Origin of the sequence: Kluyvera georgiana ATCC 51603, assembly GCF_001654985.1 — a bacterium.
Taxonomy (GTDB): domain Bacteria; phylum Pseudomonadota; class Gammaproteobacteria; order Enterobacterales; family Enterobacteriaceae; genus Kluyvera; species Kluyvera georgiana.
Map to the genome: position 1 here is coordinate 17,859 of NZ_LXEU01000003.1, position 17,848 is coordinate 35,706.

Annotated in this window: 16 protein-coding genes; 15 read left to right on the forward strand and 1 reads right to left on the reverse strand. The window is 53.0% G+C overall.

Annotated elements, in window-relative coordinates; translation table 11 throughout:
- Positions 1-48: 48 nt before the first annotated feature.
- From rsmG to M989_RS00600, 10 genes are all read left to right on the forward strand, one after another.
- Positions 49-672: a 16S rRNA (guanine(527)-N(7))-methyltransferase RsmG gene (gene rsmG, locus M989_RS00555; RefSeq protein WP_064540809.1), complete on the forward strand. Its 624-nt coding sequence runs from the start codon at positions 49-51 to the stop codon at positions 670-672.
- 614 nt (positions 673-1,286) lie between these two features.
- The gene (gene atpI, locus M989_RS00560; protein ID WP_064540586.1) at positions 1,287-1,667 is read left to right on the forward strand and encodes a F0F1 ATP synthase subunit I; all 381 of its coding nucleotides are present in this window, start codon (positions 1,287-1,289) and stop codon (positions 1,665-1,667) included.
- Positions 1,668-1,675: 8 nt separating this feature from the next.
- Positions 1,676-2,491, forward strand: coding sequence for a F0F1 ATP synthase subunit A (gene atpB / locus M989_RS00565; RefSeq protein WP_005121454.1), 816 nt, complete (start codon positions 1,676-1,678; stop codon positions 2,489-2,491).
- A gap of 46 nt (positions 2,492-2,537) precedes the next feature.
- The gene (gene atpE, locus M989_RS00570) at positions 2,538-2,777 is read left to right on the forward strand and encodes a F0F1 ATP synthase subunit C (RefSeq protein ID WP_000429386.1); all 240 of its coding nucleotides are present in this window, start codon (positions 2,538-2,540) and stop codon (positions 2,775-2,777) included.
- A gap of 65 nt (positions 2,778-2,842) precedes the next feature.
- Positions 2,843-3,313, forward strand: coding sequence for a F0F1 ATP synthase subunit B (gene atpF / locus M989_RS00575; protein ID WP_064540589.1), 471 nt, complete (start codon positions 2,843-2,845; stop codon positions 3,311-3,313).
- Between the two features lie 14 nt (positions 3,314-3,327).
- The gene (atpH, locus tag M989_RS00580; RefSeq protein ID WP_064540592.1) at positions 3,328-3,861 is read left to right on the forward strand and encodes a F0F1 ATP synthase subunit delta; all 534 of its coding nucleotides are present in this window, start codon (positions 3,328-3,330) and stop codon (positions 3,859-3,861) included.
- 12 nt (positions 3,862-3,873) lie between these two features.
- Positions 3,874-5,415, forward strand: coding sequence for a F0F1 ATP synthase subunit alpha (atpA, locus tag M989_RS00585; protein ID WP_064540595.1), 1,542 nt, complete (start codon positions 3,874-3,876; stop codon positions 5,413-5,415).
- A 49-nt stretch (positions 5,416-5,464) separates the two neighbouring features.
- Positions 5,465-6,328 carry a F0F1 ATP synthase subunit gamma gene (atpG, locus tag M989_RS00590; protein ID WP_035893615.1) on the forward strand — a complete coding sequence of 288 codons (864 nt, stop codon included), beginning with the start codon at positions 5,465-5,467 and terminating at the stop codon, positions 6,326-6,328.
- A 26-nt stretch (positions 6,329-6,354) separates the two neighbouring features.
- Positions 6,355-7,737: a F0F1 ATP synthase subunit beta gene (atpD, locus tag M989_RS00595; protein ID WP_064540598.1), complete on the forward strand. Its 1,383-nt coding sequence runs from the start codon at positions 6,355-6,357 to the stop codon at positions 7,735-7,737.
- Positions 7,738-7,757: 20 nt separating this feature from the next.
- Entirely contained in the window at positions 7,758-8,177 is a 420-nt protein-coding gene (locus tag M989_RS00600; protein WP_064540602.1) for a F0F1 ATP synthase subunit epsilon, read from the forward strand.
- A 515-nt stretch (positions 8,178-8,692) separates the two neighbouring features.
- Here the strand turns inward: M989_RS00600 and M989_RS00605 are convergent.
- Positions 8,693-10,870, reverse strand: coding sequence for a right-handed parallel beta-helix repeat-containing protein (locus tag M989_RS00605; RefSeq protein WP_064540605.1), 2,178 nt, complete (start codon positions 10,868-10,870; stop codon positions 8,693-8,695).
- Between the two features lie 344 nt (positions 10,871-11,214).
- Between M989_RS00605 and glmU the strand changes: the two genes are divergently transcribed.
- The 5 genes from glmU (at position 11,215) to pstA (ending at position 17,847) form a co-directional block, all read left to right on the forward strand.
- Positions 11,215-12,588 (forward strand): bifunctional UDP-N-acetylglucosamine diphosphorylase/glucosamine-1-phosphate N-acetyltransferase GlmU, encoded by a 1,374-nt coding sequence (glmU, locus tag M989_RS00610; RefSeq protein ID WP_064540608.1) that lies wholly within the window; start codon positions 11,215-11,217, stop codon positions 12,586-12,588.
- Positions 12,589-12,756: 168 nt separating this feature from the next.
- Positions 12,757-14,586 (forward strand): glutamine--fructose-6-phosphate transaminase (isomerizing), encoded by a 1,830-nt coding sequence (gene glmS, locus M989_RS00615; RefSeq protein WP_064540611.1) that lies wholly within the window; start codon positions 12,757-12,759, stop codon positions 14,584-14,586.
- A gap of 298 nt (positions 14,587-14,884) precedes the next feature.
- Positions 14,885-15,925 (forward strand): phosphate ABC transporter substrate-binding protein PstS, encoded by a 1,041-nt coding sequence (gene pstS, locus M989_RS00620; protein WP_064540614.1) that lies wholly within the window; start codon positions 14,885-14,887, stop codon positions 15,923-15,925.
- 72 nt (positions 15,926-15,997) lie between these two features.
- On the forward strand, positions 15,998-16,957 hold the full coding sequence (pstC, locus tag M989_RS00625; protein ID WP_064540617.1) for a phosphate ABC transporter permease PstC: 960 nt from the start codon (positions 15,998-16,000) through the stop codon (positions 16,955-16,957).
- Positions 16,957-17,847, forward strand: coding sequence for a phosphate ABC transporter permease PstA (gene pstA / locus M989_RS00630; RefSeq protein ID WP_064540620.1), 891 nt, complete (start codon positions 16,957-16,959; stop codon positions 17,845-17,847). The genes pstC and pstA overlap by 1 nt, the downstream gene beginning before the upstream one ends.
- Position 17,848 lies beyond the last annotated feature (1 nt).

The window sequence follows — 17,848 nt, forward strand, 5'->3', positions numbered from 1 at the left end:
GGTACGCGTCATGCTACCGGGCAGTTATTTTCTGATAGGGTCATCAACGTGCTCAACAAACTTTCTCGTCTGCTGGATGAAGCAGGTATTTCGCTCACCGATCACCAGAAAAATCAGCTTGTTGGCTATGTCGATATGCTGCACAAGTGGAACAAAGCGTACAACCTGACGTCGGTACGCGATCCAAACGAGATGCTGGTGCGCCACATCCTCGACAGCATTGTGGTGGCGCCGTCGCTGAAAGGTGAACGCTTTATTGATGTCGGCACCGGGCCGGGTCTACCGGGTATTCCGCTGTCTATCGTTCTTCCGGATGCGCACTTTACGCTTCTCGATAGTCTGGGCAAGCGCGTTCGCTTCCTGCGTCAGGTCCAGCACGAGCTTGCGCTAACTAACATCACGCCGGTACAGAGCCGCGTTGAAGCGTTTCCGGCCGAGCCGCCGTTTGATGGCGTTATCAGCCGCGCCTTCGCGTCGCTGAACGATATGGTGAGCTGGTGCCATCACCTGCCGGGTGAAGAAGGTCGTTTTTATGCACTTAAAGGCCAGTTGCCTGAAGATGAGATTACGCAGCTTCCGCCGCAGTTCAGCGTCGAATCCATTGTTGAACTGCGAGTTCCTCAGCTGGAAGGGGAGCGTCATTTGGTGATTATTGCACCAAAGAAAATTTAATATTTATCAAAAAAAGTAGAAAAAAAATGCGGTCTCTGGTGTTAACAAATTGGCGACACTACGCGCCAGTGACTCGCTTAATTTAACTCAAGTTTAACGTGTTTTTATCTTCTCAATAACCAAGCTTTTTTTGTTAATGATGAAAATAGTAAACATGGAAAATATCAGCGTGCTATAAGTCATCACGTTAGCCATTTTGTCATGTTAATAAGTTATTATGAATGTCAATGAATGGTTTTTATTCTGTTTCTACCTGTTTTTAAAAGAGTGCTCTGATTTCGTCTTAGATATCAAAACGATGAGATGTCATCTTTTGCTACGTTGATACAGATGATGAGCGCTAAAATGTTTAATATGTGATCTTGTGCACGCTTTGTAGCCACTGTTTTAGCTGTATTTGCAGTTTTGTACGATCGTTCACACTTTGGCGAAAAGTGGAAAAATAGCGTGAATGAAAAATATTTAAATATTTATTCACGTTTTGGCTACTTATTGTTTGAAATCACGGGGCGTCACCGTATAATTTGACCGCTTTTTGATGCTTGACTCCGAGCTTTAAAGAACGTTTTATACGACACGCGGCATACCTCAAAGGGAGCAGGAGTAGAAACGTGATGTCTATGTCGCTCGTGAGTCGAAACGTTGCTCGTAAGCTTCTGTTCATTCAGCTTCTGGCAGTGATAGCAAGCGGATTGCTGTTCAGCCTAAAAGACCCCTTCTGGGGCATCTCCGCCGCGTGTGGAGGCCTGGCAGTGTTACTGCCTAATATGTTGTTTATGATTTTTGCCTGGCGTCACCAGGTGCATACACCCGCGAAGGGCAAAGTGGCCTGGACGTTCGCCTTCGGCGAAGCGTTTAAGGTGCTAGCGATGCTGGTGTTACTGATTGTGGCGCTGGCGGTTTTAAAGGCGGTATTCTTACCGCTGATCGTTACATGGATTTTGGTGCTAGTGGTTCAGATACTGGCACCCGCTGTAATTAACAACAAAGGGTAAAAGGCATCATGGCTTCTGAAAATATGACGCCGCAGGAATACATAGGGCACCACCTGAATAACCTTCAGCTGGACCTGCGTACTTTCTCGCTGGTAGATCCGCATAACCCCCCAGCCACCTTCTGGACGCTCAATATTGACTCCATGTTCTTCTCGGTGGTGCTGGGTCTGTTGTTCCTGCTTATGTTCCGTAGCGTTGCCAAAAAAGCGACCAGCGGCGTACCAGGTAAATTTCAGACCGCGATTGAGCTGGTAATCGGCTTTGTTCATGGCAGTGTCAAAGACATGTACCATGGCAAAAGCAAGGTTATCGCCCCGCTTGCCCTGACTATCTTCGTCTGGGTCTTCCTGATGAACCTGATGGACTTACTGCCTATCGACCTGCTGCCGTATATTGCTGAGCATATACTGGGCCTGCCGGCGCTGCGCGTGGTTCCGTCTGCGGACGTAAACATTACCCTGTCTATGGCACTGGGCGTGTTTATCCTGATTCTGTTCTACAGCATCAAAATGAAAGGCATCGGTGGCTTCGCTAAAGAGCTGACACTGCAGCCGTTCAATCACTGGGCATTTATTCCTGTCAACTTAATCCTTGAAGGGGTAAGCCTGCTGTCCAAACCAGTATCTCTGGGTCTGCGACTGTTCGGCAACATGTATGCCGGTGAGCTGATTTTCATTCTGATTGCTGGCCTGCTGCCGTGGTGGTCACAGTGGATTCTGAATGTGCCTTGGGCCATTTTCCACATCCTGATTATTACGCTGCAAGCCTTCATCTTCATGGTTCTGACGATTGTCTATCTGTCGATGGCGTCTGAAGAGCATTAATTTACCAACACTACTACGTTTTAACTGAAACAAACTGGAGACTGTCATGGAAAACCTGAATATGGATCTGCTGTACATGGCTGCCGCTGTGATGATGGGTCTGGCGGCAATCGGTGCTGCGATCGGTATCGGCATCCTCGGGGGCAAATTCCTGGAAGGCGCAGCGCGTCAACCGGATCTGATTCCTCTGCTGCGTACTCAGTTCTTTATCGTTATGGGTCTGGTGGATGCTATCCCGATGATCGCTGTAGGTCTGGGTCTGTACGTGATGTTCGCTGTCGCGTAGTAAGCGTTGCTTTGAATTAAGTAAGAGCAATATCAGAACGTTAACTAGATAAGAGGCATTGTGCTGTGAATCTTAACGCAACAATCCTCGGCCAGGCCATCGCGTTTGTCCTGTTCGTTCTGTTCTGCATGAAATACGTATGGCCGCCATTAATGGCTGCCATCGAAAAACGTCAAAAAGAGATTGCTGACGGTCTTTCTTCTGCAGAACGAGCTAAAAAGGATTTGGACCTTGCACAGGCCAATGCGACCGACCAGCTGAAAAAAGCAAAAGCGGAAGCCCAGGTTATCATTGAGCAGGCGAACAAACGTCGCTCCCAGATCCTGGACGAAGCCAAAGCTGAAGCAGAGCAGGAACGTACTAAAATCGTGGCACAGGCTCAGGCAGAAATCGACGCCGAGCGTAAACGTGCTCGCGAAGAACTGCGTAAGCAAGTCGCTATCCTGGCTGTTGCTGGCGCCGAGAAGATCATCGAACGTTCCGTGGATGAAGCTGCTAACAGCGACATCGTGGATAAACTTGTCGCTGAACTGTAAGGAGGGAGGGGCTGATGTCTGAATTTGTTACGGTAGCTCGCCCCTACGCCAAAGCAGCTTTTGACTTTGCCGTCGAACACAAAAGCGTAGATCGCTGGCAGGACATGCTGGCGTTTGCCGCCGAAGTGACGAAGAACGAACAAATGGCAGAGCTTCTGTCTGGCGCACTGGCGCCGGAAACGCTCTCTACGTCGTTTATCGCAGTATGCGGTGAGCAACTGGACGAAAACGGTCAGAACCTGATTAAGGTGATGGCTGAAAACGGTCGTCTTAAAGTGCTCCCTGATGTTCTTGAGCAGTTTGTACACCTGCGCGCCGCGAGTGAAGCTACCTCTGAGGTAGAAGTCATTTCCGCTAATGCGCTGAGTGAAGAACAGCTCGCGAAAATCACCGCCGCGATGGAAAAGCGTCTGTCACGCAAAGTTAAGCTGAATTGCAAAATCGATAAGTCTGTAATGGCAGGCGTTATCATCCGAGCGGGTGATATGGTCATTGATGGCAGCGTACGCGGCCGTCTTGAACGCCTTGCAGACGTCTTGCAGTCTTAAGGGGACTGGAGCATGCAACTGAATTCCACCGAAATCAGCGAACTGATCAAGCAGCGCATTGCTCAGTTCAATGTTGTGAGTGAAGCTCACAACGAAGGTACTATTGTTTCTGTAAGTGACGGTGTTATCCGCATTCACGGCCTGGCCGATTGTATGCAGGGTGAGATGATTTCCCTGCCGGGTAACCGTTACGCTATCGCACTGAACCTGGAGCGCGACTCCGTTGGTGCTGTAGTTATGGGGCCGTACGCTGACCTTGCCGAAGGCATGACCGTCAAGTGTACTGGTCGTATCCTGGAAGTTCCGGTTGGCCGCGGCCTGCTGGGCCGTGTGGTTAACACCCTGGGTGCACCAATCGATGGTAAAGGCGCGCTGGACAACGACGGCTTCTCCGCCGTTGAAGCTATCGCACCGGGCGTAATCGAACGTCAGTCCGTCGATCAGCCGGTTCAGACCGGTTATAAATCCGTTGATGCCATGATCCCAATCGGTCGTGGTCAGCGTGAACTGATCATCGGCGACCGTCAGACCGGTAAAACCGCGCTGGCAATCGACGCCATCATCAACCAACGTGATTCCGGCATCAAGTGCGTCTACGTGGCAATCGGCCAGAAAGCGTCCACCATTTCTAACGTGGTACGTAAACTGGAAGAACACGGCGCGCTGGCTAACACCATCGTTGTTGTGGCAACCGCGTCTGAATCTGCTGCACTGCAATACCTGGCGCCGTATGCCGGTTGCGCAATGGGCGAATACTTCCGCGACCGCGGCGAAGATGCGCTGATCATTTATGATGACCTGTCTAAACAGGCTGTCGCATACCGTCAGATCTCCCTGCTGCTGCGCCGTCCACCAGGACGTGAAGCATTCCCGGGCGACGTATTCTACCTCCACTCTCGTCTGCTGGAGCGTGCTGCGCGTGTTAACGCCGAATACGTTGAAACCTTCACCAAAGGTGAAGTGAAAGGGAAAACCGGTTCTCTGACCGCGCTGCCGATTATCGAAACGCAGGCTGGTGACGTTTCCGCATTCGTTCCGACCAACGTAATTTCCATTACCGATGGTCAGATCTTCCTGGAAACCAACCTGTTCAACGCCGGTATTCGTCCTGCGGTTAACCCGGGTATCTCCGTATCCCGTGTTGGTGGTGCAGCTCAGACCAAGATCATGAAGAAACTGTCCGGTGGTATCCGTACCGCGCTGGCACAGTATCGTGAACTGGCAGCATTCTCCCAGTTCGCATCTGACCTTGACGATGCAACCCGTAAGCAGCTGGACCACGGTCAGAAAGTAACTGAACTGCTGAAACAGAAACAGTATGCGCCGATGTCTGTCGCGCAGCAGTCTCTGGTTCTGTTCGCGGCAGAACGTGGTTATCTGGCGGATGTAGAACTGGCGAAAATCGGTAGCTTCGAAGCCGCTCTGCTGGCTTACGTTGACCGTGATCACGCTCCGTTGATGCAAGAGATCAACCAGTCCGGTGGCTATAACGACGAAATCGAAGGCAAGCTGAAAGGCATCCTCGATTCCTTCAAAGCAACCCAATCCTGGTAAAGTCTGACGGCCTGTCTTATGGCAGGCCGTAGGCATTGAGGAGAAGCTCATGGCCGGCGCAAAAGAGATACGTAGTAAGATCGCAAGCGTCCAGAACACGCAAAAGATCACTAAAGCGATGGAGATGGTCGCCGCTTCCAAAATGCGTAAATCGCAGGATCGCATGGCGGCCAGCCGTCCTTATGCAGATACCATGCGCAAAGTGATTGGTCACCTTGCGAACGGTAATCTGGAATATAAGCACCCGTACCTGGAAGAACGCGACGTTAAGCGCGTGGGCTACCTGGTGGTGTCTACCGACCGTGGTCTGTGCGGTGGCTTGAACATTAACCTGTTCAAGAAACTGCTGGCGGATATGAAGGCATGGACCGAAAAAGGCGTTCAGTGCGACCTCGCAATGATCGGCTCTAAAGGTGTGTCCTTCTTTAATTCCGTAGGTGGCAACATTGTCGCTCAGGTTACCGGTATGGGCGATAAACCAGCCCTGTCCGAACTGATCGGTCCGGTAAAAGTGATGTTGCAGGCCTACGACGAAGGTCGTCTGGACAAGCTTTATATTGTCAGCAACAAATTTATTAACACCATGTCTCAGGTGCCGACGATCACCCAACTGCTGCCGTTACCGGCTTCAGAAGATGATGATCTGAAACGTAAAACCTGGGATTACCTGTACGAACCCGATCCGAAAGCGCTGCTGGATACCCTCCTGCGTCGCTATGTCGAATCTCAGGTCTATCAGGGCGTGGTAGAAAACCTGGCCAGCGAGCAGGCCGCACGTATGGTTGCGATGAAAGCCGCGACCGACAATGGCGGCAGCCTGATTAAAGAGCTGCAGTTGGTATACAACAAAGCTCGTCAGGCCAGCATTACTCAGGAACTCACCGAGATCGTCGGTGGTGCATCCGCGGTATAACCAGGTTAATTCGTAGAGGATTCAAGATGGCTACTGGAAAAATTGTCCAGGTAATCGGCGCCGTAGTTGACGTCGAATTCCCTCAGGATGCCGTACCGCGCGTGTACGAAGCCCTTGAGGTACAGAATGGTAATGAAGTGCTGGTGCTGGAAGTTCAGCAGCAGCTCGGTGGCGGTATCGTGCGTACCATCGCCATGGGTTCCTCCGACGGTCTGCGTCGCGGTCTGGAAGTTAAAGATCTCGAGCACCCGATCGAAGTTCCGGTAGGTAAAGCAACACTGGGTCGTATCATGAACGTACTGGGTCACCCGGTAGACATGAAAGGCGACATCGGTGAAGAAGAGCGTTGGGCTATCCACCGCGCTGCGCCTTCCTACGAAGAGCTGTCCAGCTCTCAGGAACTGCTGGAAACCGGTATCAAAGTTATCGACCTGATGTGTCCGTTCGCGAAGGGCGGTAAAGTCGGTCTGTTCGGCGGTGCGGGTGTTGGTAAAACCGTAAACATGATGGAGCTGATCCGTAACATCGCGATCGAGCACTCCGGTTACTCTGTGTTTGCGGGCGTAGGTGAACGTACTCGTGAGGGTAACGACTTCTACCACGAAATGACCGACTCCAACGTTATCGATAAAGTATCCCTGGTGTATGGCCAGATGAACGAGCCGCCGGGAAACCGTCTGCGCGTTGCGCTGACCGGCCTGACCATGGCTGAGAAATTCCGTGACGAAGGTCGTGACGTACTGCTGTTCGTCGATAACATCTATCGTTACACCCTGGCCGGTACTGAAGTATCTGCACTGCTGGGTCGTATGCCTTCAGCGGTAGGTTACCAGCCGACTCTGGCGGAAGAGATGGGCGTTCTGCAGGAACGTATCACCTCCACCAAGACCGGTTCTATCACCTCCGTACAGGCGGTATACGTACCTGCGGATGACTTAACTGACCCATCTCCAGCAACGACCTTTGCTCACTTAGATGCAACCGTAGTACTGAGCCGTCAGATCGCATCCCTGGGTATCTACCCTGCGGTTGACCCGCTGGACTCCACCAGCCGTCAGCTGGATCCGCTGGTTGTTGGTCAGGAACACTACGACACCGCGCGTGGCGTTCAGTCCATCCTGCAGCGTTATCAGGAACTGAAAGACATCATCGCCATCCTGGGTATGGATGAACTGTCTGAAGAAGATAAACTGGTGGTAGCACGCGCTCGTAAAATTCAGCGCTTCCTGTCCCAGCCGTTCTTCGTAGCAGAAGTATTCACCGGTTCTCCGGGTAAATACGTTTCGCTGAAAGACACCATCCGTGGCTTTAAAGGCATCATGGACGGCGAATACGATCACCTGCCGGAGCAGGCGTTCTACATGGTCGGTTCCATTGACGAAGCAGTGGAAAAAGCCAAAAAACTTTAACGCCTTAATCGGAGGGTGATATGGCAATGACTTACCACCTGGACGTCGTCAGCGCAGAGCAACAAATGTTCTCTGGTCTGGTCGAGAAAATCCAGGTAACGGGTAGCGAAGGTGAGCTGGGTATTTACCCGGGCCACGCCCCGCTGCTCACCGCCATTAAGCCTGGTATGATTCGCATCGTTAAACAGCACGGCCACGAAGAGTTTATCTATCTGTCCGGCGGCATTCTTGAAGTGCAGTCTGGCACCGTGACCGTTCTGGCTGATACCGCGATTCGCGGCCAGGACCTCGACGAAGCGCGAGCTCTGGAAGCGAAACGTAAGGCCGAAGAGCACATTAAGAGCTCTCATGGTGACGTGGATTACGCTCAGGCGTCTGCGGAACTGGCCAAAGCGATCGCTAAACTGCGCGTTATCGAGTTGACCAAAAAAGCGATGTAACACCGGCTTGAAAGTCAAAAAGCCAGTCTGGTCTCCAGGCTGGCTTTTTTTATGGTTTGTTTTAATTTAAATGAAACTGAAAAGGTATTTTAAATATTTTGTGATTTGAGTCACAAAAATGTTGATCGATAAAATCCGGAGGAGTAGACTTTGTTTTGTGAGTTGAGTCACAAAAAATATCACTACTATCGCAGGATAAAAATCATGAAACTGATCAACAAAATCATCGCTCTCTTCAGCTCTATGAACATCTCTTTCGGTACTTTCAACCTGTAAGGTTGATGACCGCGCTGACCGCCCACCTGTAGGTCAGATGCTGTTCTGTGATGCGCTGTACCGCTAACGAAAACGACAACACATGCGGTGTAAACAGAACCCAAAAATGAAGAAGGTCGCCTTACGGCGACCTTTGTATTTTATAGGCTGGATAAGGCGTTTACGCCGCCATCCGGCAATGTCTTTGTGGCTTGCCTGATGGCGCTGCGCTTATCAGGCCTACAGCACTAACCTACGCATCAATCCTTGGTCAGGAAATTCCCGGTATCAAAACTCCCGTCCGCATTACGGGTCAGCGGCTGCGGTAACGACAGCGACTGGAAGTCTTGCGCACGCAGTTCCTTCCCTTCCGTGTTCACGCTTTTTCCCTTCTCGATGAAGTAGTTCGTGGCATCAATGTTGCCCACCACCGCATCATCATATTTCCCCGGCTGGCTGCGCAGCGAAATGTTGTCGCTGAATACACCCTGCGTAGATGCATCGCCATAAGGGCTTGGACGGAAGATGAAGTTAAAGCGCTGGTTGTCGACGGCGACGTTATTGACCACCACCAGCTTGCCCGGGTTGAAGTTATCGGTGAAGCCATCAAGGTGGTTGCCGATCGCGATGCTGTTGCGGATTTCGTGCGCCACTGGCTGCCCTTCGCCGCCCAACTTGAAGCCGTTGCTGGTGTTGTCGCGGGCGACAGAGTTCTCGATTACCACCACGCCGTTGGCGCCGTCCTCAATCTTATTAAACAGATCGAAACCGTCATCAATATTGTTGTGTGAGTAGCATCCTTCCAGTCGGTTACCCTCACCCACGCGCATCTTTACCGCAAAACCGTCAGCGTTGATCTTGCCCGGATCCTCATTGCTGTGGGACTCCGAGTTCACCACGCGGTTATAGCTTGCCCACAGTGGACGACCAATCTTATCGACCGAGGAAATTTGAATCCCGGTATCATCATTGCGATAAGCCGTGACATTCTCGATCAGGTTATGGCTGCCCTGAATACGCAGGCTCTTCCCGGTGATATCCACACCGCGTAGCGTCCAGTAGTTACCGTCCAGCAGCATACCGTGGATAACCGCTTTACCGTTGGCTTCCAGCGTTTTACGACCATTCTCAAGACCGCTGGCTGAAAGCGGAATGTCGGTCTTCGGATAGTCACCTGCCGCCAGCACAATTTTTCCGCCCGGCGCGACCAGATCGATGGCTGTTTGCAAATCCATTGGCGCGTCGGCGGTACCTTTTGCATCTGCCTTGCCATTTGCTGCCGCGTACAGCGTGCTGGTGGAGATACCTTTCTGCTGGTTAACGGTCAACTGCTGCTCAACCGGCGTCCGGTCTTTACCGCTGGTAGGGGTAAAGGTCACCTGGAAGGTATTGCTCTCTTTCAGCGTGGCGGGCTGAGTGAACATCTCGCCGGCCTTCACCGCTTTATTCTCCCCGATCACCACTTCATTGTGCCGTACGGTAAACAGCCCGTCATAGTTGGCGCGCGCTTGCAGAGTGTACTCTGGCGTCAGGCTCTTACTGCCTGAAGCGACCTGCATCACCACCGGCCATGATTTGGCGACGAACGGTTTAGAGGCCACGGTTTTCGCCTCCGAGGTAGTCAGCGAAGCGTCTTTAACGGTGATTTTGGCATTACGCGACGCAAAGAAGCCCACGTAATACTGTTTTTTATCCTGCACGGAGATCATATCTGCGTGCGGTACGCGTTCGGTCACCCACTCTTCGCTCCCGACAGGGGCCCAGGCGGTCACGAAGTCGTCATTCGTCCGTTCTAGCTTCAGGCGGAACGTCGGCGACTGACGCAGATCAACCCCTTCCTTATAGCTGACCTTTTTAATCTCGGACCCGGCATTACCCCACGGTTGGGTAATACCGTTACGCGCGATCGCCTGTAGCTTTACGCGGTAACTGTCTTTCTTGTCCTGGGTCATAATGGCGTTCATTACCATATTTGATGCCGCAGGGAACTCTTCATAGCCTTCTTTCAGCGGTTCCTGGCGTGGAATGCCGATGATATCGCGCACCAGTAACCCCGCGCCTTCCTGTGCGGCCGGTTTAGCGCCGTTTTCCGGACCAAACTGATCGACGGTAACCGTGGCTGAGAGAACAAAGTTCTCATCGCTCGGTAACGTGGTGTAGAAGAAGGTTAAACCGTCGTGTGAATTGGCGATTTTGCCACCGCGGCTTTCAATAGTGATAGGTTTGCTGAGATCGGCAATCTGCTGGGGCGTCAGCGTTTTACCGTCGATAGTGACGTTATTCACGCCAACTTTCTCCGGAAGAACGTTGGAGGAGAAGTTAACGTCGGTGGACTGCCCAAAAGCGATCGCCTTCCATTGCTGGGGCGTCTGGGCCTGCGCCGAGAGAGAGAGCGCTGCGCTACAAAGGGTAAGAGCCAGAGGTATCTTCTTGTTCATATTATCTTCCTGAATGGTTGAGCGTCGTAATTATCAACAAATTAAAACGTTGTTTCTTTTTTGCGCGTCACAATAATGAGTAAATAAAACACCGTTTTGAAATGGTTTATCCTTTATTCAGGTGATAAAAAAACAGCATAAGCAGTGAGATAGCGCAGAATCTGGCGCTGAGCCTGATTTCTTACAAGACAAATAGATTTGATATAGACGAAAATAAGGGCAGAAAGTCAGGACTAAAGGGGATGTTGGACGTTTTATCAGCAGGCCATTTCATGCTGAAAAATATGTAGAATTTTCAACAAGAACCCGGTTTACTTCATACTTAATCTACAGACAGGATACCTATGTCTAACCGTACCATGAGCGTTGTGATCCTTGCCGCAGGCAAAGGCACGCGTATGTATTCCGATCTTCCTAAAGTGCTGCACACGCTGGCTGGCAAGCCGATGGTGCAGCATGTCATTGATGCCGCGAATCATGTTGGCGCGAACCAGGTTCACCTGGTGTACGGTCACGGCGGTGATTTACTTAAGCAAGCCTTATCCGACGACAACCTGAACTGGGTGCTGCAGGCTGAACAGCTGGGCACCGGACATGCGATGCAGCAGGCTGCGCCGTTCTTCGCGGATGACGAAGATATTCTGATGCTGTACGGCGACGTGCCGCTGATCTCCGTTGAAACGCTGCAGCGTCTGCGCGAAGCCAAGCCGCAGGGCGGAATAGGTCTGCTGACGGTGGTGCTGGACGATCCGAGCGGCTATGGCCGCATTACCCGTGAAAACGGCAAAGTAACCGGTATTGTCGAGCACAAAGATGCCACCGAAGCACAGCGTCAGATTCAGGAAATTAACACCGGTATCCTGATTGCTAACGGCGCGGACCTGAAGCGCTGGCTGGCGAAGCTCGACAATAACAATGCGCAGGGCGAATTCTATATCACCGATATTATCGCCATGGCGTATCAGGAAGGGCGTGAAATTGCCGCGGTGCATCCGGCGCGTATCAGTGAAACCGACGGCGTGAATAACCGCCTGCAGCTTTCCCGCCTTGAACGTATTTATCAGTCTGAGCAGGCTGAAAAGCTGCTGCTGGCCGGCGTGATGCTGCGTGACCCGGCGCGTTTTGACCTACGTGGTACCTTGTCTCACGGGCGCGATGTCGAAATAGATACTAACGTTATCCTTGAGGGCAACGTGGTGCTGGGCGATCGCGTCAAAATCGGCGCGGGCTGCGTGATCAAAAACGCCACCATCGGTGACGACTGTGAAATCAGTCCGTACAGCGTGGTGGAAGATGCGCATCTGGAAGCGGCCTGCACCATCGGGCCATTCGCGCGTCTGCGTCCGGGCGCTGAACTGCTGGAAGGCGCTCACGTCGGTAACTTCGTCGAAATGAAGAAAGCGCGTCTGGGCAAAGGCTCGAAGGCCGGCCATCTGACCTACCTCGGCGACGCGGAAATTGGCGACAACGTGAATATCGGTGCGGGTACCATTACCTGCAACTACGATGGCGCGAATAAGTTTAAAACCATTATCGGCGATGACGTGTTCGTCGGCTCCGACAGCCAGCTGGTGGCCCCAGTGACGATTGGCAAAGGCGTGACGATTGCCGCCGGGACCACCGTCACCCGCAACGTCGCGGATAACGAACTGGTACTCAGCCGCGTACCGCAGGTACACAAGCAAGGCTGGCAGCGTCCGGTAAAGATTAAGAAGTAGGCCTGATAAGGCGTAGCCGCATCAGGCAACAACGGCGAGGAGATAACATAATCTCCCGCCGACCATGCAGTACCTATAAAAATAACCCCACTCTCTACAAGGCTCGGGGCGCCCGGTATACGGGCAACAGGTTGACCGACAACGCGTAAAAAATCGGAACATAAACTTATGTGTGGAATTGTTGGCGCAGTCGCGCAACGTGATGTAGCTGAAATCCTTCTCGAGGGCCTCCGTCGTCTGGAATACCGTGGATACGACTCTGCGGGTTTGGCTGTGGTGGATGCAGAAGGTCATATGACCCGTCTGCGTCGTCTGGGAAAAGTCCAGATGCTGGCTCAGGCAGCGGAAGAACAACCGCTCTCCGGCGGCACCGGTATTTCTCACACCCGTTGGGCAACTCACGGCGAACCGTCGGAAGGCAATGCGCATCCGCATGTGTCTGAACACATTGCGGTGGTGCATAACGGCATCATCGAAAACCACGAACCGCTGCGCGAAATGCTGCAAGCGCGCGGCTATGTCTTCGTTTCAGCGACCGACACCGAAGTGATTGCTCACCTGGTGCATTGGGAGATGGAACAGGGCGGTACCTTACGTGAAGCGGTGCTGCGCGCGATTCCACAGCTGCGCGGCGCTTACGGTACGGTCATTATGGACTCCCGCGATTCGAGCACGCTGCTGGCAGCGCGTTCCGGTAGCCCATTGGTGATTGGCCTTGGGATGGGCGAGAACTTTATCGCTTCTGACCAGCTGGCGCTGCTGCCGGTAACCCGTCGATTCATCTTCCTGGAAGAGGGGGATATCGCGGAAGTGACCCGCCGTACCGTGGCTATCTTCGATAAGACCGGCGCGGAAGTGACGCGTCAGGATATTGAATCAAACGTGCAGTACGATGCCGGTGATAAAGGCATCTACCGCCACTACATGCAGAAAGAGATCTACGAGCAGCCGAATGCCATCAAAAACACCTTAACCGGGCGTATTAGCCACGGCCAGGTGGATCTGAGCGAGCTGGGGCCGGAGGCCGATGCGCTGCTGGCGAAGGTTGAGCACATTCAGATTATCGCCTGTGGGACTTCCTATAATTCGGGAATGGTGGCGCGCTATTGGTTTGAATCGCTGGCCGGTATGCCGTGCGATGTCGAGATCGCGTCGGAATTTCGCTACCGCAAATCCGCCGTGCGCCCAAATAGCCTGGTCATTACTCTCTCGCAGTCCGGTGAAACCGCCGATACGTTGGCAGGCCTGCGCTTGACCAAAGAGCTGGGTTACCTGGGCTCGCTGGCGATTTGTAACGTCGCGGGCTCGTCGCTGGTGCGCGAATCCGACCTGGCGATCATGACCAAAGCGGGCGCGGAGATTGGCGTTGCCTCCACCAAAGCGTTTACGACTCAGTTGACCGTTCTGCTGCTGCTGGTGGCAAAAATGGCTCGCCTGAAAGGTCTGGATGCCGCCGTTGAGCACGATATTGTGCACGGTCTGCAGGCGCTGCCAAGCCGCATTGAGCAGATGCTGTCGCAGGACAAACGCATTGAGCTGCTTGCAGAAGATTTCTCCGACAAGCATCACGCGCTGTTCCTTGGCCGCGGCGATCAGTACCCGATCGCGCTGGAAGGCGCGCTGAAGCTGAAAGAGATCTCCTACATTCACGCGGAAGCCTACGCCGCTGGCGAGCTGAAGCACGGCCCGCTGGCGCTGATTGATGCCGATATGCCGGTGATTGTCGTCGCACCGAACAACGAGCTGCTGGAAAAACTGAAATCCAACATCGAAGAGGTTCGCGCGCGCGGCGGTGAGCTGTATGTCTTTGCCGATCAGGACGCGGCGTTTACCGATAGCGACAATATGCACATCATCGAGCTGCCGCACGTGGAAGAGGTCATCGCGCCTATCTTCTACACCGTGCCGCTACAGCTGCTGGCCTATCACGTGGCGCTGATTAAGGGCACCGACGTTGACCAGCCGCGTAACCTGGCAAAATCGGTGACCGTGGAATAATCGTCACCCTTTGATGAATCATCCGGCTATGCCTCAGGCATGGCCGGATTTTTTTTGTCCGCTATAACTGTCATAAAGCACGACGGTTTTGCTGTCATAAAAAGAAAATCCCTCTGAAATTTGAGTGTAAATATTTTTCACAACTAACTGATTTTAATGGTTTTAATTATCCTGTTTTTTATAGGTGTTTCTGTGTCATTAAACTGTCATAAACCTTACATATAACTGTCACCTGATTGTCCTATTTTGCTCCTCGTAGCCACTAAACAATCATTTACGGATTCTTGCAGGAGACATTATGAAAGTTATGCGTACCACTGTCGCAACTGTTGTCGCCGCGACCTTATCGATGAGCGCTTTCTCTGCATTTGCAGCAGCAAGCCTGACAGGCGCGGGTGCAACTTTCCCAGCGCCGGTGTATGCCAAATGGGCTGATACCTACAACAAAGAAACCGGTAATAAAGTGAATTACCAGGGTATCGGCTCCTCCGGTGGCGTAAAACAAATTACTGCAAATACCGTTGATTTCGGCGCATCCGATGCCCCGCTGTCTGACGAAAAACTGGCTCAGGAAGGCCTGTTCCAGTTTCCGACGGTGATCGGCGGTGTGGTGCTGGCCGTTAACATCCCTGGCCTGAAATCCGGCGAGCTGGTGCTTGACGGTAAAACGCTGGGGGACATCTACCTGGGCAAAATCAAGAAGTGGGATGACGAAGCCATCACCAAACTGAACCCAGGCGTTAAGCTGCCTTCTCAGAACATCGCCGTTGTGCGTCGTGCTGATGGTTCCGGTACCTCCTTCGTGTTCACCAGCTACCTGTCTAAAGTGAACGAAGAGTGGAAATCGAAAATTGGCGCGGGCTCTACCGTAAACTGGCCGACCGGTCTGGGCGGTAAAGGCAACGACGGTATCGCGGCGTTCGTACAGCGTCTGCCTGGCTCTATCGGCTACGTTGAATACGCTTACGCCAAGCAGAACAACCTGGCTTACACCAAACTGGTTTCTGCCGACGGCAAACCGGTTAGCCCGACCGAAGATAACTTCGCTAACGCGGCTAAGGGCGTTGACTGGAGCAAAACCTTCGCGCAGGACCTGACCAACCAGAAGGGTGACAACGCGTGGCCGATTACTTCCACCACCTTCATCCTGGTACACAAAGAGCAGAAGAAACCTGAGCAGGGCGCTGAAGTGCTGAAGTTCTTTGATTGGGCATACAAAAACGGCGGCAAGCAGGCGAACGAGCTTGATTATGCTTCTCTGCCGGAAAGCGTGGTTGAGCAGGTTCGTGCTGCATGGAAGACCAACGTAAAAGACAGCAGCGGTAAAGCGCTGTACTGATTACGGTCGCCCGGCGGGAACGCCGGGCAGCTGTAAATGTCGTGGCGGATTTTAAACTGGAAAGAGTGATTTATGGCTGCAACTAAGCCTGCTTTTAACCCACCGGGTAAAAAGGGTGACATGATATTCAGCGCGCTGGTAAGACTGGCTGCGCTGATTGTGCTATTGATGTTGGGCGGGATTATCGTCTCTCTCGTGATCTCCTCGTGGCCCAGTATGGAGAAGTTCGGCTTCGCCTTCCTGTGGACCAAAGAGTGGGATGCGCCTAACGACATTTACGGCGCGCTGGTACCGATTTACGGTACGCTCGTGACCTCCGTTATCGCCCTGCTGATCGCCGTTCCGGTGAGTTTCGGCATCGCTCTCTTCCTGACCGAACTGGCACCAAACTGGCTTAAACGCCCTCTGGGCATCGCGATTGAACTGCTGGCGGCCATTCCCAGTATCGTTTACGGCATGTGGGGCCTGTTTATCTTCGCGCCGCTGTTCGCGACCTACTTCCAGGAGCCGGTCGGCAATATCCTTTCTAACATCCCGTTTGTCGGTGCGCTGTTCTCCGGCCCGGCCTTTGGTATCGGTATCCTGGCGGCTGGGGTTATCCTCGCCATCATGATCATCCCCTATATCTCTGCCGTAATGCGTGATGTGTTCGAACAAACCCCGGTGATGATGAAAGAGTCGGCCTACGGTATCGGCTGCACCACCTGGGAAGTTATCTGGCGTATCGTCCTGCCGTTCACCAAAAATGGCGTGATCGGCGGTGTGATGCTCGGTCTGGGCCGCGCGCTGGGTGAAACCATGGCGGTCACCTTTATCATCGGCAACACCTACCAGCTCGACAGCGCGTCACTGTATATGCCGGGTAACAGCATTACCTCCGCGCTGGCGAACGAATTTGCCGAAGCGGAATCCGGCCTGCATGTTTCTGCGCTGATGGAACTGGGTCTGATCCTGTTTGCGATTACCTTTATCGTGCTGGCGGCATCTAAGTTCATGATTATGCGTCTGGCGAAGAATGAGGGGGCACGCTAATGGCAACGCTGGAAATGCAAAACACCGCTGCGCTGGCTGAGTCCCGTCGCAAAATGCAGGCCAGACGCCGCATGAAGAACCGTATCGCGCTGACGCTGTCGATGGCGACCATGATCTTCGGCCTGTTCTGGCTGGTGTGGATCCTGATGGCCACCATCACCCGTGGTATCGACGGGATGTCCCTGGCGCTGTTTACCGAAATGACGCCACCGCCAAATACCGCAGGCGGCGGTCTGGCGAACGCCCTGGCGGGCAGCGGCCTGCTGATTCTGTGGGCGACCGTGTTTGGTACGCCGCTGGGCATTATGGCGGGTATTTACCTCGCCGAGTATGGACGTAAATCCTGGCTCGCCGAAGTCATCCGCTTTATTAACGACATTCTGCTTTCCGCACCGTCGATCGTCGTGGGCCTGTTCGTCTACACCATCGTCGTGGCGCAAATGCAGCACTTCTCCGGTTGGGCGGGCGTGATTGCGCTGGCGCTGCTGCAGGTACCGATCGTTATTCGTACCACCGAGAACATGCTCAAATTGGTGCCGGACAGCCTGCGTGAAGCCGCCTATGCGCTGGGTACGCCAAAGTGGAAGATGATCTCCGCGATTACGCTGAAAGCGTCGGTCTCCGGGATTATGACCGGTATCCTGCTGGCTATTGCGCGTATCGCCGGTGAAACAGCGCCGCTGCTGTTTACGGCACTCTCGAACCAGTTCTGGAGCACCGACATGATGCAGCCTATCGCCAACCTGCCGGTAACCATCTTTAAATTTGCGATGAGCCCGTTTGCGGAGTGGCAGCAACTGGCCTGGGCCGGGGTGCTGATTATCACGCTGTGCGTATTGCTGCTGAACATTCTGGCGCGCGTTATTTTCGCCAAGAAGAAACACGGTTAAG